Raw genomic sequence first — 21,215 nt, forward strand, 5'->3', positions numbered from 1 at the left:
AAATCTGGATTAATCGGCGAGTGCGGGCAGGATGCCCGGCGAAACGGATTCATTGAGCGCATTGGATGCGATGAGCTCGGCGGCGGCGGCCAGATCATTGGCCATGTAGCGGTCGACCTCGAGCGTATCGACGACCTTGCGGAGCGCCGATACCGCCTTGATCAGTTCCGGGCTGGTGATCAGCGGCGCGCGGAAATCGATGCCCTGGCCGGCGGTCAGCGCTTCGATGCCGATAATGCCGAAGAGGTTCGTGGTCATCTGCAGCAGGCGGCGCGCGCCGTGGCAGGCCATGGAGACGTGGTCTTCCTGGTTGGCCGAGGTCGGCGTGGAATCGACGGATGCCGGATGCGACATCTGCTTGTTCTCGCTCATCAATGCGGCGGAGGTGACTTCGGCGATCATCAGGCCGGAATTCAGGCCCGGCTTCTTGGCGAGGAAGGCCGGCAGGCCGTAGGAAAGCGCGGGATCGACCAGCAGCGCGATGCGGCGCTGGGCGATGGCGCCGATCTCGCAAACGGCGAGCGCGATCTGGTCGGCGGCAAAGGCTACGGGTTCTGCGTGGAAATTGCCGCCTGAAACGACGGAGTTGTCAGCCAGCACCAGCGGATTGTCGGTGACGGCATTGGCTTCGATCTCAAGCGTGCGGGCGGCCTGGCGCAGGATATCGAGGCAGGCGCCATCGACTTGCGGCTGGCAGCGGATGCAATAGGGATCCTGTACGCGCTCGTCACCGGTGATGTGGCTTTCGCGGATCACAGAGCCTTCGAGCAGGGCGCGAAGGGCGGAGGCGGAATCGATCTGGCCCTTATGGCCGCGCAAGGCGTGAATGTCAGGGTGGAACGGCGCGGACGAACCCATCGCGGCATCGGTCGAAAGCGCTCCGGTGATCAGTGCCGATTGCGAGGCGCGGTGGGCGCGGAAGAGGCCCGCCAGGGCGAGGGCCGTCGAAACCTGGGTGCCGTTGATCAGTGCCAGGCCTTCCTTGGCCGAGAGCTCAACCGGCGTCAGCCCGGCCTTGGCGAGAGCTTCCTTGCCGGGCATGCGCGCGCCGTCCAGGAAGGCTTCGCCTTCGCCGATCATTACGGCGGCCATATGGGCCAGCGGTGCGAGATCGCCGGATGCGCCGACGGAACCCTTTTCCGGGATCATCGGCACGACCCCTTCTTCCAGCATACCTTCGATCAGCCGCACCAGTTCGATGCGGACGCCCGATGCGCCACGGCCGAGCGAGATCAGCTTCAGTGCCATGATCAGACGGACAATCTCGGAGGCGAGCGGATCGCCCAGGCCGCAGCAATGCGACAGGATGAGATTGCGCTGCAGAGTGGCCGTATCCTCGGCGGCGATCTTGATCGAGGCGAGTTTGCCGAAGCCGGTATTGACGCCATAGACCGGCTCGGTGCCGCTAGCGATCTCGGCGATGCGGGCAGCGGATTTCCTGATCGCGGCATCGAAGCTCGGGTCCAGCTTTACGTTCTCGCCGTTCCAGTAGATCGCCTGGAGCTCGGCCAGCGTGACGGAGCCGGGGTGGAGGGTAATGGTCATCTCTATGTTTCCCTGTCGTTCTTACTGGCCGTGCCAGACACGCTTCCACAGCGGGTTGAAACCCATGCGGTAGACGAGTTCTGCCGGACGATCGATGTCCCAGATGGCGAGGTCGGCCCACTTGCCAACGGTCAATGTGCCGGTCTGATCTTGAAGCCCGAGCGCCTTGGCGGCATTACGCGTGATGCCTGTGATGCATTCCTCGACGGTCATGTGGAAGAAGGTGGCGGCCATGTTCATGGTCAGCAGTAGTGAGGTCAGCGGCGAGGTGCCGGGATTGTTGTCGGTGGCGATGGCCATCGCGGTGCCATGCTTGCGGAAGGCGTCGATCGGTGGCTTCTTGGTCTCGCGGATGAAGTAGTAGGCGCCAGGCAGGATGACCGCTGTTGTGCCGGATGTGGCCATGGCTGCAGCACTGGCGTCGCTGGTATATTCGAGATGATCGGCGGAGAGGGCGCCATAGCTTGCCGCAAGTGCCGCGCCATCGAGATCCGAAAGCTGGTCGGCGTGCAGCTTGACCGGCAGGCCGAGCTTGGTTGCGGCGTCGAAGACGAGGGCGATTTCGGCGGGCGAGAAGGCGATGCCTTCGCAGAAGCCATCCACCGCATCGGCCAGTCCGGCCGCGTGCACGGCGGGCAGAATTTCATCGACGACCTTGGCGATGTAGGCGGTCTTGTCGCCATTGGCTTCCGGCGGCAGTGCGTGTGCGCCGAGGAAGGTCGTGCGGATGGTGACGGGACGTGCGTCGCCCAGTGCGCGGGCAGCCTTCAGCGATTTCATCTCGTTTTCGAGGTCGAGGCCGTAGCCGGATTTCACCTCGACCGTGGTGACGCCCTCGGCGATCAGCGCGTCGAGGCGCGGTAGCGTCTCGCGGACGAGATCAGCCTCGGTTGCCTTGCGCAGGGCCTTGACGGAGGAGACGATGCCGCCGCCGGCGCGGGCGACTTCTTCATAGGTCGCCCCATTGAGGCGCAATTCGAATTCATGTGCGCGGTTGCCCGCATGGACGAGATGGGTATGGCAATCGATGAGACCCGGCGTGATCCAGCGGCCTTCGCAATCCACGATTTCGGCATTCGCCAGGCCGGGCATCTCACGCTCTGGACCGGCAAAGACAATCCTGCCATCCTCTGCTGCAACGGCGCCATGTTCGATCTCGCCGAGGCCGGGACGCGAGGCATCGAGCGTCGCAAGCCGCGCATTGCGCCAGACCTTTATCGTGCTCGATTGTTGCGCCGCCATTGAAATTTCCCTTCCCATTCCTGAGGAATATGTATAGACATAATAAAATCAGATGCAAGTAATTTCGGGGAGCATGATGGCGATTTTTGGCGAGCAGGTGCTGACACCAGACGGCTGGGCGGAGAATGTGCGGATCGTCGTGGACGCCGGCCGCATCGCCAGCGTCGAACCAAATTCCACGGCTGGGGCTGGCGATGAGCGCCACGCCATCATCGTCCCGGGCATGGCCAATGTCCATAGCCACGCCTTCCAGCGCGCCATGGCCGGGCTCACCGAAATGCCGGGGCCGGGGAGCGATAATTTCTGGAGCTGGCGCGATCTGATGTATCGCTTCGCGCTGAGCTTCAGCCCTGACCAGATCGAGGCGGTCGCCAGCCAGCTTTATGTCGAGATGCTGGAAGCCGGCTTCACGCGCGTCGGCGAATTTCACTACCTGCATCATGACAAGAATGGCGGGCATTATGCTGATATTGCTGAGCATTCCGCTCGCATTGCGGCAGCGGCCCACGCTACTGGCATCGGCCTGACACTGCTCCCGGTATTCTATGCGCATTCGCAGTTCGGTGGGCAGGCGCCGGGCGAAGGCCAGCGCCGATTTATCAACGATATCGACAGTTTCGGCCGTCTGCTTGAAGGCGCTCGGAAGGCTGTTCAGACTTTGAATCAATCAAAGGTTGGTATCGCGCCGCACAGCCTTCGGGCTGCGACGATCGAAGAGATCAGGGAACTCCAGAGGTTGGATTTCGACGGGCCAATCCACATCCATATCGCTGAGCAGGTGAAGGAGGTGGAGGATTCGATTGCCTTCTCCGGCCAGCGGCCGGTGGAATATCTGCTCGCCAATTCGGATGCCGATTCGCGCTGGTGTTTCATTCACGCCACCCACATGACGGACGCGGAAACGATCGGCATGGCCAAGCGCGGCGTGGTCGCAGGTCTCTGCCCGATCACGGAAGCCAATCTCGGCGATGGTTTCTTCCAGGCGCCGCTGTTCCTCGAACATGGCGGGGCGATATCCGTGGGTTCGGATTCCAATGTGCAGATCGGCGTCAGCGACGAATTGCGGCAGCTGGAATATTCGCAGCGCCCGCTGCATCGCGCCCGCAACGTCATCGCCACCCATGGCCGTTCGACGGGACGAACCCTGTTCGACGAAGCCGCTACGGGCGGCGCAAAGGCGCTCTCGCACGAGTCGGGCATCACCGCCGGCAAGCCGGCGGATTTCGTCAGCCTCAAACCTGTCTTCGATGCCGGCTACAAGGCCGACCAGGTGCTCGACAACTGGATATTCGGCGAAGGCATGTCGGTCGATGGCGTCTGGGTGCACGGGCGCAAGCTGGTAAGCGAGGGCAGGCACCCCGCGCGCGAGCGCATAGGCGAGCGCTTCGGCGGCGTGATGAAGGCACTGCTTTCGCAACATTGAAGTAGGAGAAAACCGGTGTCTCTTGACTTATGTCCTGAGACACTGAACATCGGGACATGACGCCCGTATCAGCACTTGCCCGCAATGATTCCACGCCTTCGCTACACCAGCGGATCCTCAGCGATATCGAGGGGCGGATCCTGTCGGGCGAATGGCCGCCCGGCTATCGCATCCCTTTCGAAATGGAATTGGCGACGGTTTACGATTGCTCGCGGATGACGGTGAACAAGGCGCTCTCGCAGCTTGCCAAGAGCGGGCTGATCGAGCGGCGCAAGAAATCCGGCAGCTTTGTCACCCAGCCGCATGCGCAATCCGCCGTGCTCGAGATCCGCGACATCAAGGCGGAGGTCCAGTCGCTCGGCCTCGCCTATGACTACGAGCTGCTTCGCCGCGATCAGCGCCGCGCCACAGGCGAGGAGCGTGAAAGGCTCGATCTCAAGGCCGGCTCGCTGGTGCTGGCGCTGCAATGCCGGCATTTCTCGGGGAAGACGCCCTTCACCTTCGAGGAGCGCCTGATCAATCTTTCGGCCGTGCCGGAGGCCGCCAAGGAGAGTTTCGACAGGAATGCGCCGGGGCCGTGGCTGCTCGACAAGGTGCCGTGGAGTGCGGCCGAGCACAGGATTCTCGCGATTGGCGCCGATGCCAAGATCGCCGAGGTGCTTCATGTCGCCGAAGGCACCGCCTGCCTGCAGATCGAGCGGCGCACGCGCATGAACGGCGCCTATGTGACACTGGTCAAGCTTACCTATCCAGGTCAGGCCTACGAACTCGTGGCGAATTTCGCTCCATCTCAGAGTTAGGCGCAGAGCTAATCAAAACATCGGAATTGCCGAACTGCTGCGCGGCAATTCGAACTGGACAGTCACAGCGCGGACTGTTTGATTGTGCCTTCGTGAGATGAGCGGGCGGCGGCAATGACTTCCAGATTCGACCTGACGGGAAAAGTAGCGCTGGTCACCGGCGCGAGCCGTGGCATCGGCCAGGCGATCGCGGTGGCACTCGCCGAGGCTGGTGCCGATGTGGCGATCGCGGCGCGCAAGACGGATGATCTCAAGGAGACGGCGGGCAAGATCGAAGCGCTGGGTCGCAACGCTTTGCCTGTCGCTCTCGATGTGACCAAGACCGGGGCCATAAACGGCATCATCTCACAGACCGCGGCGCAGATGAGCGGGCTCGACATCCTCATCAACAATGCCGGCTACGAGGAAGTCCGCCCGTCGATCAAGGTCGACGAGGCGCTGTGGGACCGGATCGTCGACACCAATCTCAAGGGCGCTTTCTTCGTCGCGCAGGCGGCGGCGAAGGCAATGATCGCGGGCGGCAGCGGCGGCTCGATCATCAATCTCTGCTCGCTGACGTCCTATGTAGGTATCCCGACGGCGGTACCCTATGGTTCATCGAAATCCGGTGTGCTGGGCATGACGCGCGCGCTGGCGGCGGAATGGGCGGGCGAGGGTATCCGAGTCAACGCAATCGCGCCCGGCTATTTCCGCACCGCGATGACTGATGTGTTCTATGAGAACGAGGACTGGCAACAGGCCATGCTGGCCAAAATTCCGCAGAAACGTTTTGGTACGATGGATGATCTCGGCGGCGCGGCCGTGTTCCTCGCCAGCGATGCCTCGCTCTATGTTACCGGCGTTTCGATCCCCGTCGATGGCGGCTTCCTCGCTTCCATCTGAATGAAAAGGCTGCCTTATGTCCGAAGTGTCCTTCCACGATTATTCGAAGCTCGACGCGGCGGGCAAGGCGGCTTTGATCCATCGGTCCGAGGCCGACCTGTCGTCCTTCCTCGAGAGGGCACAGCCGATCATCGATGCGGTGAAGACCGAGGGCGATGCGGCGCTGATCCGTTTTGCGCGCGAGTTCGACAAGTCCGATGTGAAGCCCGGCGCGCTGAAGGTCACGGAAGCCGAGTTCGATGCGGCGTTCGGGATGGTCGACAGGGACGTGATCGAGGCGATCGAATTCGGCATCACCAACATCCGGCATTTTCACGAGGAGCAGAAGCCGGAGGCGATGTGGCTGAAGGAGATGCGGCCCGGCGCCTTTGCCGGCGACCGCTATACGCCGATCAAATCAGTGGCGCTCTATGTCCCGCGCGGCAAGGGTGCGTTTCCCTCGGTGACCATGATGACGGCCGTGCCTGCAGTGGTCGCCGGCGTGCCCGATATCGCCATAGTGACGCCGCCGACGCCGGATGGATCGGTGGATGCAGCGACGCTGGTGGCGGCGCGGCTTGCCGGTGTCGGCACGGTTTACAAATGCGGTGGGGCACAGGCCGTGGCCGCGGTCGCCTATGGCACGGAGACCGTGAAGCCGGCGATCAAGATCGTCGGCCCCGGCAGTCCGTGGGTGGTTGCCGCCAAGCGGTTGCTGTCAGGCATCATCGATCCGGGCTTGCCTGCGGGGCCATCCGAAGCGCTGATCTTTGCCGATGACACGGTGCATGGCGGCCTCGCGGCGCTGGACCTGCTGATCGAGGCCGAGCATGGGCCGGATTCGTCGGCCTATCTGGTGACGCACAGCCGCCGCGTGGTGGCAGAGGCGCTCGCGGCGCTGCCCGAACATTGGGGCCGGATGACCGAGCAGCGGGTAGAATTCTCCAAGGCCGTGCTGACCGGCAGGTATGGCGGCATTATCCTGACATCCAGTGCGGACGAGAGCATCGACTTCGTCAACGATTATGCGCCGGAGCATCTGGAAATTCTCTCCACCGATCCATTTTCCTATCTCGGCCGGATCACCGAGGCGGCCGAAGTGCTGATGGGGCCGCATACGCCGGTGTCGATCGGCAATTTCGGCCTCGGCCCCAATTGTGTGCTGCCGACCAGCCGCAACGCCCGCAGTTGGGGGCCGCTCTCGGTGCATGATTTCATCAAGCGCTCGTCGATCGGCTATGTCACGGCCTCGGCCTATCCCGAATTTGCGAAGCACGCCCGAACGCTCGCCCGCTACGAGGGCTTCTCGTCGCATGAGCAGGCGGTATCCAGCGTGCGCGACCAGTATCTGGCCGGCAAATGAGGGCCGCGCGGCTCTATGCGGCGGGCGATATACGCGCCGAGGAAATCGAGGCACCGGGCACGCCATTGCCCGGCTGGGTCAAGCTGCGGGTAACCGCGGCCGGGATTTGCGGCTCGGATATCCACAATTTCCGCACCGGCCAATGGATCTCGCGCAGCCCGTCGGTCGCCGGACATGAATTTGCTTGTGTCGTGCTGGAATGCGGCGAGGGCGTCGGCGCGTTATCGCCGGGCGATACTGTCGTCGCCGATTCACGGTTCTGGTGCGGCGAATGTTCGGCTTGCATGGCCGGTCGGACCAATGTCTGCAAGTCGCTCGGCTTTGTCGGTGAAGTCTGCGATGGAGGTTTTGCCGAGTTCACATGTTTGCCGGAAAGGCTGCTGGTGAAGCACGCGCCTTCGCTCGATCCGGCGATTGCCGCGATGGCCGAGCCGCTCGCCGTGGCGCTGCATGCTGTCAATCGGCTCGCGGTTCCGAGTGGCGAGGCTGTGCTGGTCGCCGGCTGCGGGCCGATCGGTGGGCTTGCCGCGCTGGTCCTGTCGAAGATGGGCGTCGAGGTGCTCGTCGCGGATCGCAATGCTGACCGGGCGTCGCTCGTTGCCGAGGTGACGGGCGCGCAGGTCGTCGACATCAAGGATGCCGACATACGCTATGCGCTCGATGCGACTGGCAATATTCATGTCATCCGGCAATTGATCGACCGCGTCGATGGCGGCGGCTCGCTCGCGATTGCTGGCATTTCGCATGGCGAGATCGCGCTTGATCCGAATATCCTCGTCGAGCGCGAACTCTCGTTGATCGGCTGTCACGCCTATCGCGATGAACTGCCGGAAGCGGTGGCGATGCTGCCCGGACTGGCGTCGGAGCTTGCCCGCTTCATCGACCGGGAGATCACCATCGACGGTATTCCGCATGCCTATCAGCGGCTCATCGTGGGCGATGCAAAAGGATTGAAAACCATCATACGGATGGCTTGACCCGTCATGCGAAACGGCCAATTGTCTTAACTCGAAATGATGGGAGGATGCCGTGGCGAGAGAGATGTGGACCTTTTTCAAGGGCGAATGGCACGAAGGCAACGTGAAGATTCTCGGTGCTGCTTCGCATGGCACCTGGCTCGGATCGGTGATCTTCGACGGTGCGCGGCTGTTCGAGGGCGTGACGCCCGACCTCGACCGGCATGCCGCACGGGCCAATGATTCCGCGCGTGCGTTGGGTCTCGCGCCGATGCTTTCGGGCGGCGAGATCGAGACACTTGCGGTCGAGGGGCTGAAGAAATTCTCGCCGGGTACCGCTGTCTACATTCGCCCGATGTATTGGGCGGAGGAAGGCGAGGGCAGCCTGATCCTGCCATTGCCGGAATCGACGGAGTTCGCGCTTTGCCTGGAAGCCATCCCGATGTCCGAGCCCAAGGGCTCGACCATCACCACGACCAGCTTCCGGCGGCCGACGATGGAGGTCATGCCTGTTAATGCGAAAGCCGCCTGCCTCTATCCCAACAATGCCCGTATGCTGCGCGAGGCGAAGTCCAAGGGCTTCCAGAACGCACTGGTCACCGACATGCTGGGCAATGTCGCGGAACTCGCGACCGCGAATGTCTTCATGGCGCGTGGCGGCGAGGTGTTCACGCCGGTGCCGAACGGCACGTTCCTCAACGGCATTACCCGCCAGCGGGTCATGGGCCTGCTGCGCCATGCCAGCGTGACCATTCACGAGACGACGCTTTCGGTGCAGGATTTCCGCGAGGCCGACGAGATCTTCTCCACCGGCAACATGAACAAGGTCATGCCCGTCATCGCCTTCGACGACCGGAATTTCCAGTTCGGCCCGATCGCTCGGAAGGCCCGTTCGCTCTATTGGGACTGGGCGCATAGCTGAATGGTCTCAGCGATGCGCCGCCCAAGGCACCAGCAGGCGCTCCACCAGTCGAGCCACAAGCTCGAACAGGAAGGCGATGATCGCGATCACGAAGATGCCCGCGATCACGATATCGGTCACCAGGAACTGTGCCGCCGACTGGATCATGAAACCGAGACCACGGGAGGCGGCGATTAGCTCGGCAGCAACGAGTGTCGACCATCCCGCGCCGAGCGCGATCCTGATGCCGGTCAAGATCGACGGCACGGCGCCGGGCAAGATGACGTGGCGCAGAAGCTGGAGCCGCGTGGCGCCGAAGGAACGCGCGGCATTGATGTGATCCTTCGAGGCCGATTTGACGCCTGAGGCCGTGGAGATGATGATCGGCGGCAGCATGGCGAGCGCGATGACCGTGACCTTCGAGGCCTCGCCGATGCCGAGCCAGATGATGATCAGCGGCAGGTAGGCGAGCGGCGGCAGCGGACGCAGGAACTCGACGATCGGGTCGAGGATACCTTTGCCGATGCGGCTTGTGGCGATCGCCAGCCCAGCCGGTACGCCGATTACGATCGCTGCTGCCAGCGCACCGAAAATGCGGCCGAGGCTTGCTAGTGTGTGCTGGGCCAGCGTGCTGTCGACGAAGCCTGATGTGATGAGGTTGCCGGCCGATTTGAGAACGGTGAGAGGCGAGGGCAGGAATACCTTCGAGACAAGTCCGGCGTTCGATGCGAGGGTCCAGAGCACCAATATCGCCAGGATCGTGATGGCTGACACGATAAGCGTCGGATCTAGAGGCCGGCGAGCGGGGCGCTCGGTCTCCTTCGTGGCACGCGCGTCCTGTTCCAGTTCGGTCACCAGTGTCATGCTGCCAATTCCTCGTCTTCCTCGTGGATGAGGCCCAGCAGCTTTTCGTGGGCAGCCTTGAACGCGTCTCCGGCGCGGATTTCCTTGGCGTCCTCGCCCCAGAGATGCCGTCGGCCGAAATCGGCCGAGATATCCGCTACGATGCGGCCCGGCGTGGGCGCAAGCACGATGATCCGGGTCGCCAGGAATAGCGCCTCGTCGATGCTGTGGGTAATCAGCAGGACGCCGGTTCGGCTCGCCTGCCAGACCTTGAGCAGCAGGCCCTGCATGCGGCTTCGGGTCAGCGCGTCGAGCGCGCCGAGAGGTTCGTCCATCAGCAGGAATTTCGGGTTCGAAGCAAGCGCCCGGGCAATGCCAACGCGCTGGCGCATGCCGCCGGAGAGTTCCCAGATTTTCCTTCCTCCCGAACCCGAGAGGCCGACAAGATCGAGCAGTTCCTCGGCGCGGGCGTCCCGCACGGCTTTCGGGACATTGCGGAGCTTGAGCGGAAAGCCGATATTTTCGCGCGCGTTGAGCCACGGATAAAGCGCATCGTCCTGAAAGACGACGGCGCGGTCGCTGCCGGGGCCGGCGACAGGTTTGCTATCGACGGAGATGCCGCCGCGCGATGGCTGCAGGAAGCCGGCGACGAGGTTGAGCAGGCTGGTCTTGCCGGAGCCCGAGCGTCCGATCACCACGATAAACTGGTTGTCGTCGAAGGACAGGTTGATGTTTTGAAGAATGTCCGCCGGGCGGCCTTCGCCCTTGGCCTGGGGATAGGCGAGCGAAACATCCTTGATTGTCAGGTGGCTCATCGCCGCTTCCTTTGATTGGAAAAGTCCGGCGCAGGTGTCCAAACCTGCACCGGATGAGTTTCCTGCGAGAACCGCCAGGGGTCAGGAGTTTTCTGGCGGTCCGGTACGCAGGGCTGGCAGGGTTACTGGCTGACCTTGAGAGCCTGTTCGGCCCACTTGGCGGATATGTAGGGCGAGTAATCGCTCAGGACGGCCGGGATCTTGCCCTGTTCGAGCAAGAAGGCGGATGTCTTGGTGACGGCGTCAATCGTCTTGCCGCCGAGGAAGTCAGCGGATGCCTGCTCCTCGAGCGTCGGGAAGTAATAGCCCTTGAGGAGGGCCGGTACTTCTTCCACCTTGGCGCCGGTCAGCTTGGCGATCTTCTGTGCTTCGGGCGATGCGGCATCCCAGGCCTCGGGCTTGGCGCGATAGCTGGCATAGGCGTCGCCGGTGACCTTCACGAACTTTGCCACGAGATCGGGGTGCTCGCTGGCGAATTTCTTGGAGACGATCCAGGCGTCGAATGTCGGGCCACCCCAATCGGCGACATTCTTGGAGTCGGCGAGAACGGTAGCGGATTTCTTGATCTGGCTCAGGACCGGATCCCAGACATAGGCGCCATCGAGGTCACCGCGTTCCCAGGCGGCTGCAATTTCCGGTGGCCGGAGATTCAGGATCTCGACCGACTTCGGATCGATGTTCCAATGCTTGAGTGCTGTCAGCAGGCTGTAATGCGCCGTGGAAACGAAAGGCGTCGCGATCTTCTTGCCGACCAGTTCCTCGGGCTTTGCGATGCCTTTGACCGCGAGCGCTTCGGCCTCGCTGATCAGGCCGACGACGAAGACGGTCTCGAATTGCAGTTCGCGGCTGGCACCTGCGGCGAGCGGGGACGACCCGACATAGCCGATATCGACCGAGCCGGAGGCGAGTGCCGCGATGACATCGGCGCCGCTATCAAACTTCTGCCAGTTGACCTGGGCATCGAACGCCTTCTCGTAGGCGCCATCGGCCTGCGGCACGCGCGACGGTTCGACGATCGGCTGGTAGGCGATGTTGACGGTCACGTCGGCTGCATGGGCTTGAAAGCCCGCGACCGACAGGAGGGCAGCGGTCGCGGATGCGAACGCGATCAGGCTGCGGCGGGTAATGGACATGATGTTTCTCCCTCTCTTCGATTTCCGTTATCGGCAATCAATGAGCATAATATACATAAAAATTATAGATTATAGTCAGAAATAAATTTGCGCTGTTTGCGTGAATTTTGAGAGTGGTGTTCTGTTTGTTGGTGATTCAGAGGCAAGCACAACGAAAAACGGCCCGCGTTCACCGCGAGCCGTTCGAAGAACTGAGAGATGAACCGAGCTTAGCTCTTGGCGCGCTCGACGTATGAACCGTCTTCGGTCAGCACCACGATCCTGGTACCGACATCGATATGGGGCGGTACGCCCGAGCGGACGCCGTTCGACAGGATGGCTGGCTTGTAGGAGGACGAGGCGGTCTGGCCCTTGACGACGGGTTCGGTCTCGACGACTTCGAGCGTCGCGTACCGCGGCAGCTGCAAGGCAATCGCGATGCCTTCATGGATCGACAGAACGACCGTCATGCCCTCTTCGAGATAGGCCTTGTCGGAGCCGACGACATCGGGATGTACCGCGACCTGGTCGTAATTCTCAGGGTTCATGAAGTGGAAGCCTTCGCCATCTTCATAGAGATACTGGAAATTGAGATCCTCGACGACGGCGCGCTCGACCTGTTCGGTGGTCTTCCAGCGTTCGGAAACCTTGTTGCCGTCGGAGATGCGGCGCATGTCGATCTGCGTCACCGGCGTGCCCTTGCCGGGGTGAAAATTCTGCGCCGTCAGGACCACGTAGAGCTTGCCATCGATATCGAGGACGTTGCCCTTGCGCAGCTGAGAAGCGATGACCTTTGCCATAAGACTTCCTTGTATCTTGTTGGATCGCGCTTTAAAGGACGGCAGTCCACGGGCGCACAGGATTGGATTTGTGGCGCGCTACTAACCTGAAACCCTGCAAATTGCCAGCCGGAATCGACCTGATTGATGAGAAACATTTCATCTTTGACCGAGACGACTGCGCCCTCCGAATGGTGGCGGCCGCATGTCCATGCCGATCGTCGGCCCTTCCTGCTCGCCCGCAACAGAGTGCAGGCGGCGCTGCGTGCGTTTTTCTCAGCCGACGACTTCATGGAGGTCGATACGCCGGCCTTGCAGGTGTCGCCCGGAAACGAGGCGCATCTCCACGCCTTCGCCACCGAGATGATCGGGTCTGACGGCGTCAAGGAGATGCTCTATCTGCATACATCGCCGGAATTCGCCTGCAAGAAGCTGCTGGCGGCGGGCGAGCGGCGCATCTTCACCTTCGCCCATGTCTACCGCAATCGCGAGGGTTCGCCGACCCACCAGCCCGAATTCACCATGCTGGAATGGTACCGGACGGGCGAGAATTACGACGCCCTGATGCGCGACTGCCGCGAGATCATCGCCTGTGCCGCCGAAGCCGGCCGGATCTCGAAATTCTCCTATCGCGGGCTCGAATGCGATCCCTTCGTCGAGCCGGAACGATTGACCGTGGCGGAGGCTTTCAGCCGTTTTGCCGGCATGGATTTGCTCGCGACGATCAACCGCAAGGGCGAGACCGACGCGCAGAAGCTTGGCGGCCAGGCCGGGAAGGCTGGCATCAGGATTGCGCCGGATGATGGCTGGTCCGACATTTTCTCCCGCGTTCTGGTCGAGAAGATCGAGCCTAGGCTCGGCATCGGTCGCGCGACCATCCTCTATGAATACCCGATCTCGGAAGCGGCACTTGCGCGGAAGACGCCGCGATCCTCCAAGGTCGCCGAGCGTTTCGAGCTCTATGCCTGCGGCGTGGAACTCGCCAATGCCTTCGGTGAACTTACCGACGCGAAGGAGCAGCGCCGCCGCTTCGAGATCGAGATGGACGAGAAGGCGCGCATATACGGCGAGCGCTATCCGCTGGACGAGGATTTCCTTGCGGCACTCGAAATCATGCCTCAGGCGAGCGGTGCTGCCCTCGGTTTCGACCGGCTGGTGATGCTGGCGTCGGGCGCATCGCGGATCGAGCAGGTGATGTGGGCGCCGGTGAAGTGGAACGGGCGATGACGGCTCTTACCACGCCACGCCATCTCGGGGATGCCGGATTGATCGATGAAACTTCGGTCGATGCTTTTGCCGAGGTCGCTTCCCGCTACGCGATTTCCATCACGCCGACCATCGCAGCGCTGATCGACGCCGGCAATCCGGATGACCCGATCGCCCGGCAATATCTTCCCAGCGCGGCCGAGCTAATCCGGCTGCCCGAGGAGCGGGACGATCCGATCGGTGATGGCCCGCATAGCCCGGTGCCGGGCGTCGTTCACCGCTATGCGGATCGCGTGTTGCTCAAGGCGGTGCATGTCTGCCCGGTCTACTGCCGCTTCTGCTTCCGGCGCGAAATGGTGGGGCCGGCGGGCGAGGGGACGATGGGCAGCGAGGAGTTGTCACGCGCCGTTGCCTATATTGCCGGTCACACTGAGATCTGGGAGGTCATTGTCACCGGCGGTGATCCGCTGATCCTGTCGCCCCGGCGGCTCGGGGAATTGATGGCGGCGCTTGGAACGATCGAGCATGTGAAAGTCGTCCGATTCCACAGCCGAGTGCCGGTGACCGATCCGGAGCGCATTACCGGCGCGTTGCTTGAAGCGCTCCGCTCGTCAGGAAAGACGGTTTATGTCGCTCTCCATGCCAATCATCCGCGCGAACTGACAGATGACGCGCGCGCGGCGGTCGATCGGCTCATCGCAAGCGGCGTCGTGATGGTCAGCCAGTCGGTACTGCTGCGCGGCGTGAATGACGATGCTGATGTGCTGGCGGCGCTGATGCGCGGCTTCGTCGAGATGCGTGTCAAACCTTACTATCTGCATCATCCCGACCTGGCGCCCGGCACCAGTCATTTCCGCCTGTCGATCGAAGAGGGTAGGACTATCGTCTCGGCGCTGCGATCGAAAGTCTCCGGCCTCTGCATGCCGCATTACATGCTCGACATTCCGGGCGGCCACGGCAAGGTGCCGTTAACGGAGAGCCCGGTCAGCGAAGCCGCCGACGGCTGCTATGCCATCGAGGACCGGCTCGGCCGGATGCACGCCTATTCAGACGAGTGACGATCTGAAATGCCGTGCATGGATTTGAAGCCCGGCAGCGCGCTGCACAAATTATAGCCGGCCAGGGCTGTAGATGAGAAATCGAACCTCGATCTGTCCAGAATTTTCCTTTGCGATCAATGTGGTCGGCCATGGCATGAAAATTGCTCTGGTTACGATGCACAGTCTTGAGAAGGGGAAACTCGACATGGCAGCGACCACCGCAGATGACGTGATCAAACCGCAGGAACCAGCCAAGATCTCGACCTCGAAAACCTGGGACATCGCGTTCTGCCTGCACATTGCCGCCGGCCGCTTCGGTTCACCGGCGGGCATCGCCTTCTTGCCGCAGAGCTATCTGCCCTTTCTCGTCACCAAGAAAAATTGACCTGACGGCGCTCAGTCCCGGATCACCAGCAGATCCGCCGGCGAGAACCGCGCCTCGATCACATCGCCCGCAACCGGTGGCTTGACCGATGGGTTGTTGAAAATATCGAAGGACAGCGGCTGGCCGTCGACATTCAGTCTTGTGCGGATGACCGAGCCCAGGAAGCTGACCGCCTCGACCTTGCCGCTCAACGAATAATCACGGCCTTCCGCGCCATTGAGGGCGAGCGCTTCCGGACGGAGTGCAAGCGTGATCGTGTCGCCAGCCTTGGCGGTGCCGATCGGCTCGGGCAGGGTGATGATGCTGTTGCCGATGCTGACCGTGTTGGCAGCGGGATCGGCAACCTTGGCTTCGATTGTCGAAAGCGTCCCGACGAAATTGGCGACGAACTTGGTCGTCGGCCGGTTATAGATCTCGAACGGCGTGCCGATCTGGTCGGCGCGACCCTGATGCATGACGACGATACGGTCGGAGATCGACAGCGCCTCTTCCTGGTCGTGCGTGACGAAGATCGTGGTAATGCCGAGCTTGCGCTGGATGTCGCGGATTTCTTCGCGCAGCGACACGCGGATCTTGGCGTCGAGCGCCGAGAGTGGCTCGTCGAGCAGCAGCACCTGCGGCTTGATGGCGAGCGCGCGAGCGAGCGCCACGCGCTGCTGCTGGCCGCCCGAGAGCTGGAACGGATAGCGGTCGGCGAGGTGGTCCAAGCCGACGAGCTTGAGCATTTCGCCCACGGTCCTCGTGGTCTCCCCCTTGCTTTTATTCTTGACCCTCAATCCGAAGGCGACGTTCTGCGCAGCCGTCATGTTCGGGAACAGTGCATAGGCCTGGAACACCATGCCGATATTGCGTTGGTTGGTCTTGAGATTGTTCTGCTCGACGCCATCGATCCTGATGGAGCCGGATGTCGGACTTTCGAAGCCCGCGACCATACGCAGTGTCGTCGTCTTGCCGCAACCGGACGGGCCGAGAAAGGAGATGAATTCGCCTTTCTCGATATGCATGTTGAAGTCTTTTACGACTTGCATGCTGCCGGCATAGGTCTTGTTGATATTATTGAGCTCGAGAAACGACATTGATACCTCAGGTCCGCGCGCGGGCGACTTTCTGGAAACGGGAAACGAGATTGATCAGGCCCATCGAGGCCCAGGTCATCGCGAATGCTATGACGGCCAGAGCAGAAGGCTCGTAAGCCTTGTTGGCGCCAATCAACTGCAAATAAGGTCCAAATGCCGGTCTGTTGAGAAGCGATGGCATGGTGAATTCGCCGATAACGATTGCGAAGGTGATGAAAGCACCGGAGAGTACGCCGCTCATCACATTCGGGAAAATGCATCGGGCCATGATCGTCGTCCACTTCGCACCGAGACTCTCGGCGGCTTCGGTCAGCACCCGCACGTCGATCGCCCGCATTGATGTATCGACCGAACGATACATATACGGCAGCGATAGGGTCATGAAGGAGAAGACGAGCAGCATGTCGGTGCCTCGCGCGCTGCCGGTGAAGGGCAGGAAGGACGAGGAATTGTAGAGTCTGAGATAGCCGAAGACGATGACGATAGCCGGGATCACCAGGGGCAGAAGCGTAATGAACTCCACCACCGGGCGCATTTGTGGCAGCCGGAGCCGGACCCAGTAGGCTGTAGGAACAACCAGCAACATCCCAACGATGATCGTGAGAACCGCCATGAGGATCGAGTAGCTGAATGTCTCACGAAACTGGATGTCTTCAAAGACCGAACGATAAGCATCGAAGGAAAGTTCTCCTCGACGCATACGCATTGAAAAGACGAAGGTGCCGATGAGTGGAATTATGAAATACGTTGCGCCGATGGCGAAGGCAAACCAGGCGAGGATCTTCTTGCCGTTCATTTCTGCCACCGTTCGGCACGCATGCGCAGCCAGATATAGAGGAAATTCGACACGCCGGTGATGATGACCATGCCGAGCGCGATGGCGTAGCCGAGATTGGCATTGTGCAGCACGTCGCCGCGGATCTGTGCGTAAAGCACGATCGGCACGATGTTGAGCGACGATCCGGTCAGCGCATAAGCCGTGGCGATGGCACCGAAGGCGTTGGCGAAGAGCAGCAGGAACGTTCCCAACAGGCTTGGCCAGAGGATCGGGAAGGCGACCATGGTCCAATACTGGAACGAGGTTGCGCCGAGGATAGAGGCGGCTTCTCGCCATTCTTTCTTGAGGCCATCCAGCGCCGGCGTGATGATCAGCACCATCAGCGGAATCTGGAAGTACATATAGGTCAGCGTCAGCCCGAGGAACGAGAGCAGGTTGAAGCCGTGGCTATAGATATTGAAGCCGAAATAGGTCGTCAGGATGAACGTCAGCAGACCGGTGCGGCCGAGCGTGGCTAGGAAAGCGAACGCCAGAGGAACGCCCGCGAAATTCGATGCGACGCCGGAAAATGTCAGCACGAAGGAGCGAATCCAGCCAGGCAGTCCGCCCTGGGTGATCGCCCAGGCGAGAAAAAATCCGATCAGCAGCCCGCCAATGGCTGACGCCGTGCTGACCTTGATGGAGATCCAATAGGCCGCCATAATCGTCGGCTGGAACAGATCGCGGAAGTTCTGGAATGTGAACTCACCGGCTGGATTGAAGAAGGCGCCGGTGACGAGGTAAAGCGTCGGAAGGATCAGAAAAAGCACCGCAAACAGCATGAATGGCACGATACCGAGCCAATCCATCACCATTCGGCGGTTCACCAAGCTTTGCGGCTGCGCCATGCACCTACTACCGGGATAGGGGAATCTACAAAATAAGTGCCTCCCCGGCATGGCCGGGGAGGCGTCGCAGTTCGATTACTTCACGTTGGCGCCGACGACGCTGTCCCACTTTTCAGTGATCGCCTTCTTGTAGGCGCCCTGTTCTTCGAGAGTCGGGAAGATGGCCTTCGCATAGCCCTCGGGCGGCGGCAGCTTGTCGAGCAGATCCTGCGGAATCTTGCCGCTCTTGGCGAGATCGTTGAAGCGGATCGGGTGGCAATAGCCCTTCAGCCACAGCAACTGGCCTTCGTCCGAATAGAGGTGTTCCATCCAGAGCTTGGCTGCACTGGGATGCGGAGCGTAAGCCGAGATCGCCTGCACGTAGACACCGGCGACAACGCCGGATGCCGGAACGATGACTTCGTAGGGCGGGTTGCCCTTGAGGTCGTTGCCCCAGCTCAGGCCGTTATAGTCCCAGGCAGCGATGATCGGGGTCGTGCCCTGCGCGAACGGGGCGGACTTGCCGACGACGGGGACGAAATTGCCCTTGGCGTTCAGCTCCTTGAAGAAGTTGAGACCTTCGTCGGCAGCCTTGGCGACATCGCCGCCAGCGGCCGAGAGGCCAGCTGCGAAGACGGCCGAGACGGCCTGGTTGGCCGAGCGCGGATCGCCGGCGAGCGACACCATGTTGGCATATTCCGGCTTCAGCAAGTCGGCCCAATCCTTCGGGCTTTCCTTGACCAGGTCCTTGTTCACGAGAAAGGCCATGACGCCGTAATAGTCGCCGTACCAGTAGCCGTCGGCATCCTTGGCCGAGTCAGGGATCGTATCCCAGGTCGCGACCTTGTAGGGCTGGATCAGCTTTTCGTCCTTAGCGGACGGGCCAAAGGAAAGGCCGACGTCGATGACGTCAGGTGCCTGCGGGCCTTTGTTGTCCTTGTTGGCCTTGATGGCTTCGATTTCATCGCCCGAGCCCGCATCCGGGTTCAGTTCGTTGACCTTGATGCCGTACTTCGTCTTGAAGGTCTCGACGACCTCGCCGTAATTGCACCAGGAGTGCGGCAGCGCGATGACCGTGAGTTCGCCTTCGGCCTGTGCCGCCTTGACGAGGTCGTCCATGCTCTGGGCGCTGGCGATGGCGGTGGTCGCCATCAGGGCCGAGCAAGACAGGGCCACGATAGAATAGAGCTTGTTGATCACTGAGTTTCTCCTCTGTTGGGTTTCAGCTTGGCGATGGAGTTAGTTTTGTTTGATGACGCCTGTGTGACACTTTCATGCCAGCTGATATTCGGTCTTTTATACTTTTCTAAACTAAGGGCAGACCTTCCCTCTGTTTATTGCCTACGAACCCGGCCTGCGGAAAAGCGGGGTGGATTCGAAGAGGTTTTCCAGCATCGACATGCGCTCGCGGGTCTTGTCCCAATGGGCGCTCTGCACGCCCTCAATCAGCGCTTCGACGAGAAGAAGGGTGACGACGGAACTATCCCAGGCCGACGGCACCTCGATGCTGAGGCGGAAGCTGTGCCGGGCATATTTCCCGATCGGCGAGCCCCAGGTGTCGGTGAAAAGGATGATCTCGACGCCGTTATCGGCCGCTGTTCGTGCCAGCGCCTCGAGCTCCCGCTCGTAGCGGCGGATATCGAACAGGATCAGCACGTCGCCCTTGTTCATGTCGAGCACATAATGCGGCCAGCTCGAAGGGCTGGTGGACATGCGGGTGACGCCAGAGCGGATGACCTGCAAATGGGTGAAGAAATACTCGGCAAGCGCGCCGGTGATACGGCCCCCGGTCAGATACACGTTGCGCTTGCGGTCGCCGATCAGCTTGGCCGTTGCATCGAACTCGGCCGGATCGATCGCGCCGAGCGACTGGCGCATGTTGTTGGTGACCGCGTCGGCGAAGCGGTTGAGGATATGGGCGCCCGGCGCGTTCGGCGCCATCCGCTCATGCTTGGTGATCGGGTTCGAAATCGTCGCTTCGAGTTCCTGGTGGAGGCGGCCCTGAAATTCCGTGAAACCCTTGAAGCCGAGCTTCTGCACCATACGGACCACGGTGGGCGTTGAGACGCTGGCAGCTTCCGCCACCGTCGTGATCGAGCCCAGGCCGGAGACGGGATAGCTGTCGAGCAGGCTGTTGGCCAATTGCTTCTCGGCCCGCGTCATGGACTCATAGCCCGCGGTGATCATGTCCGAAACGGTCTTTATGACGTGCGACACCCCTGGCGACACCTTCTATTCCCCGCTCCAGTCTTCGCCGGATGCTGGATTGAATAAGAAATTAAAACATCTGGTACTGTCAACAGCTTTTTTGGATCAAATTTTCCGGCATCCCCGTTGACAGTTTTTAGATTCTGGAGAATTCTTTACAGAAAAGCATAAGGCATGGGGCGATGTCAGAACAATTCCAATTGTTGTCGCCGGCCGATGGAGGGCCAGTGACCGTCGAGAACGCGAAGGGGCGTTCCTCGGTATTGCTCGTATGCGAGCATGCATCGCGGACGCTGCCGGCGGCACTTGGCACGCTTGGTCTTTCCACCGAAGCGCTCGATGCCCATATCGCCTGGGATCCGGGGGCGCTTGCTGTGGCACGGCGGATGGCCAGCCTGCTCGACGCGACGCTGATCTTCCAGAATTTTTCCCGTCTCGCCTATGACTGCAACCGGCCGCCGGAGGCTGCGGATGCCATGCCCGAGGTCAGCGAGATCTTCGAGATTCCCGGCAATCGCGGCATGTCGTCCGCCGAGCGGCAGGCGCGGGTGGACGAGATATATCGGCCTTTCCAGCAGATGCTTGCCAAGACAATCAAGGCGCGCACCGATGCGGGTCGCGACACCGTGATCGTCACCATCCATTCCTTTACGCCGGTCTACAAGGGTGTGAGCCGGCGCGTGGAAGTGGGTATCCTTCATGATCGCGACACACGCCTCGCCGACCAGATGCTGGCGTTGGCCGGGGAGCGCCAGGAATTCGTCATGGGCCGCAATCAGCCCTATGGCCCCGAGGACGGCGTGACCCACACGCTCAAGGAGCACGGGCTTGCAAACGGCTTGATGAATGTCATGATTGAGGTCAGGAACGACCTCATAAAGGATGAGACCGGCCAAGGGGTCATGGCCGGTTTTCTGGCGGGACTGATCAGCGAAAGCCTGACTGTTCCCGCCTGAAAAAGACTCCAACGAGGCGGCGCCAAGACCGCCCGAGCATAGCATGGTTGCCGGTTGCAA

21 protein-coding genes are annotated in these 21,215 nt (G+C 61.4%); 10 read left to right on the forward strand and 11 right to left on the reverse strand.

Going from position 1 to position 21,215, the window contains the following annotated elements; translation table 11 throughout:
• Positions 1-9: 9 nt before the first annotated feature.
• The gene (gene hutH / locus ACSQ26_RS05320; protein ID WP_436006989.1) at positions 10-1,545 is read right to left on the reverse strand and encodes a histidine ammonia-lyase; all 1,536 of its coding nucleotides are present in this window, start codon (positions 1,543-1,545) and stop codon (positions 10-12) included.
• A gap of 21 nt (positions 1,546-1,566) precedes the next feature.
• Positions 1,567-2,787, reverse strand: a complete 1,221-nt coding sequence (gene hutI, locus ACSQ26_RS05325) for an imidazolonepropionase (RefSeq protein ID WP_436006991.1) — start codon at positions 2,785-2,787, stop codon at positions 1,567-1,569.
• Between the two features lie 73 nt (positions 2,788-2,860).
• Here hutI and ACSQ26_RS05330 point away from each other — a divergent pair, with 73 nt between their 5' ends.
• The 6 genes from ACSQ26_RS05330 to ACSQ26_RS05355 all read left to right on the forward strand — a co-directional run bounded on the left by ACSQ26_RS05330 (position 2,861) and on the right by ACSQ26_RS05355 (position 9,112).
• A complete protein-coding gene (locus ACSQ26_RS05330; RefSeq protein ID WP_436006993.1) occupies positions 2,861-4,210 on the forward strand; it encodes a formimidoylglutamate deiminase in 1,350 nt (449 codons plus the stop codon).
• A gap of 56 nt (positions 4,211-4,266) precedes the next feature.
• Positions 4,267-5,010, forward strand: a complete 744-nt coding sequence (gene hutC / locus ACSQ26_RS05335) for a histidine utilization repressor (protein WP_436006995.1) — start codon at positions 4,267-4,269, stop codon at positions 5,008-5,010.
• 114 nt (positions 5,011-5,124) lie between these two features.
• The gene (locus tag ACSQ26_RS05340; protein WP_436006997.1) at positions 5,125-5,892 is read left to right on the forward strand and encodes an SDR family NAD(P)-dependent oxidoreductase; all 768 of its coding nucleotides are present in this window, start codon (positions 5,125-5,127) and stop codon (positions 5,890-5,892) included.
• A gap of 16 nt (positions 5,893-5,908) precedes the next feature.
• Positions 5,909-7,234, forward strand: a complete 1,326-nt coding sequence (hisD, locus tag ACSQ26_RS05345; RefSeq protein ID WP_436006999.1) for a histidinol dehydrogenase — start codon at positions 5,909-5,911, stop codon at positions 7,232-7,234.
• Positions 7,231-8,211, forward strand: coding sequence for a zinc-dependent alcohol dehydrogenase (locus tag ACSQ26_RS05350; RefSeq protein ID WP_436007001.1), 981 nt, complete (start codon positions 7,231-7,233; stop codon positions 8,209-8,211). Before hisD ends, ACSQ26_RS05350 begins: the two co-directional genes overlap by 4 nt.
• A 64-nt stretch (positions 8,212-8,275) precedes the next feature.
• Positions 8,276-9,112, forward strand: coding sequence for a branched-chain amino acid aminotransferase (locus ACSQ26_RS05355; RefSeq protein ID WP_436015107.1), 837 nt, complete (start codon positions 8,276-8,278; stop codon positions 9,110-9,112).
• A gap of 6 nt (positions 9,113-9,118) precedes the next feature.
• On the opposite strand, the gene ACSQ26_RS05360 is transcribed toward ACSQ26_RS05355, so the two are convergent.
• The 4 genes from ACSQ26_RS05360 to efp all read right to left on the reverse strand — a co-directional run bounded on the left by ACSQ26_RS05360 (position 9,119) and on the right by efp (position 12,661).
• Positions 9,119-9,955: an ABC transporter permease subunit gene (locus tag ACSQ26_RS05360; RefSeq protein ID WP_436007003.1), complete on the reverse strand. Its 837-nt coding sequence runs from the start codon at positions 9,953-9,955 to the stop codon at positions 9,119-9,121.
• Positions 9,952-10,749: a taurine ABC transporter ATP-binding protein gene (locus tag ACSQ26_RS05365; RefSeq protein ID WP_436007005.1), complete on the reverse strand. Its 798-nt coding sequence runs from the start codon at positions 10,747-10,749 to the stop codon at positions 9,952-9,954. The genes ACSQ26_RS05360 and ACSQ26_RS05365 overlap by 4 nt, the downstream gene beginning before the upstream one ends.
• Positions 10,750-10,871: 122 nt before the next feature.
• Positions 10,872-11,882 carry a taurine ABC transporter substrate-binding protein gene (gene tauA / locus ACSQ26_RS05370; RefSeq protein ID WP_436007007.1) on the reverse strand — a complete coding sequence of 337 codons (1,011 nt, stop codon included), beginning with the start codon at positions 11,880-11,882 and terminating at the stop codon, positions 10,872-10,874.
• A 209-nt stretch (positions 11,883-12,091) separates the two neighbouring features.
• Positions 12,092-12,661, reverse strand: a complete 570-nt coding sequence (gene efp, locus ACSQ26_RS05375; RefSeq protein ID WP_436007009.1) for an elongation factor P — start codon at positions 12,659-12,661, stop codon at positions 12,092-12,094.
• 126 nt (positions 12,662-12,787) lie between these two features.
• On the opposite strand from efp, the gene epmA reads away from it, so the two are divergent.
• The 3 genes from epmA to ACSQ26_RS05390 all read left to right on the forward strand — a co-directional run bounded on the left by epmA (position 12,788) and on the right by ACSQ26_RS05390 (position 15,271).
• Positions 12,788-13,867 carry an EF-P lysine aminoacylase EpmA gene (gene epmA, locus ACSQ26_RS05380; RefSeq protein WP_436007011.1) on the forward strand — a complete coding sequence of 360 codons (1,080 nt, stop codon included), beginning with the start codon at positions 12,788-12,790 and terminating at the stop codon, positions 13,865-13,867.
• Positions 13,864-14,904 carry a lysine-2,3-aminomutase-like protein gene (locus ACSQ26_RS05385; protein WP_436007013.1) on the forward strand — a complete coding sequence of 347 codons (1,041 nt, stop codon included), beginning with the start codon at positions 13,864-13,866 and terminating at the stop codon, positions 14,902-14,904. Before epmA ends, ACSQ26_RS05385 begins: the two co-directional genes overlap by 4 nt.
• Positions 14,905-15,091: 187 nt before the next feature.
• On the forward strand, positions 15,092-15,271 hold the full coding sequence (locus tag ACSQ26_RS05390) for a hypothetical protein (RefSeq protein ID WP_436007015.1): 180 nt from the start codon (positions 15,092-15,094) through the stop codon (positions 15,269-15,271).
• An 11-nt stretch (positions 15,272-15,282) separates the two neighbouring features.
• Here ACSQ26_RS05390 and ACSQ26_RS05395 read toward each other — a convergent pair whose 3' ends face one another.
• The 5 genes from ACSQ26_RS05395 to ACSQ26_RS05415 form a co-directional block, all read right to left on the reverse strand.
• Positions 15,283-16,347: an ABC transporter ATP-binding protein gene (locus ACSQ26_RS05395; RefSeq protein ID WP_436007017.1), complete on the reverse strand. Its 1,065-nt coding sequence runs from the start codon at positions 16,345-16,347 to the stop codon at positions 15,283-15,285.
• A 7-nt stretch (positions 16,348-16,354) separates the two neighbouring features.
• On the reverse strand, positions 16,355-17,143 hold the full coding sequence (locus tag ACSQ26_RS05400; RefSeq protein ID WP_436007019.1) for an ABC transporter permease: 789 nt from the start codon (positions 17,141-17,143) through the stop codon (positions 16,355-16,357).
• Positions 17,140-18,012, reverse strand: coding sequence for an ABC transporter permease (locus ACSQ26_RS05405; protein WP_436007021.1), 873 nt, complete (start codon positions 18,010-18,012; stop codon positions 17,140-17,142). Before ACSQ26_RS05405 ends, ACSQ26_RS05400 begins: the two co-directional genes overlap by 4 nt.
• Positions 18,013-18,087: 75 nt before the next feature.
• Positions 18,088-19,143, reverse strand: a complete 1,056-nt coding sequence (locus ACSQ26_RS05410; protein ID WP_436015109.1) for an ABC transporter substrate-binding protein — start codon at positions 19,141-19,143, stop codon at positions 18,088-18,090.
• A gap of 189 nt (positions 19,144-19,332) precedes the next feature.
• On the reverse strand, positions 19,333-20,208 hold the full coding sequence (locus tag ACSQ26_RS05415; RefSeq protein ID WP_436007023.1) for a MurR/RpiR family transcriptional regulator: 876 nt from the start codon (positions 20,206-20,208) through the stop codon (positions 19,333-19,335).
• Between the two features lie 173 nt (positions 20,209-20,381).
• Between ACSQ26_RS05415 and ACSQ26_RS05420 the strand changes: the two genes are divergently transcribed.
• Positions 20,382-21,155 carry an N-formylglutamate amidohydrolase gene (locus ACSQ26_RS05420; protein WP_436007025.1) on the forward strand — a complete coding sequence of 258 codons (774 nt, stop codon included), beginning with the start codon at positions 20,382-20,384 and terminating at the stop codon, positions 21,153-21,155.
• The last annotated feature ends 60 nt before the right edge of the window (positions 21,156-21,215 follow it).

Origin of the sequence: Rhizobium sp. LjRoot254, from assembly GCF_964254105.1 — a bacterium.
Taxonomy (GTDB): Bacteria; Pseudomonadota; Alphaproteobacteria; order Rhizobiales; family Rhizobiaceae; genus Rhizobium_E.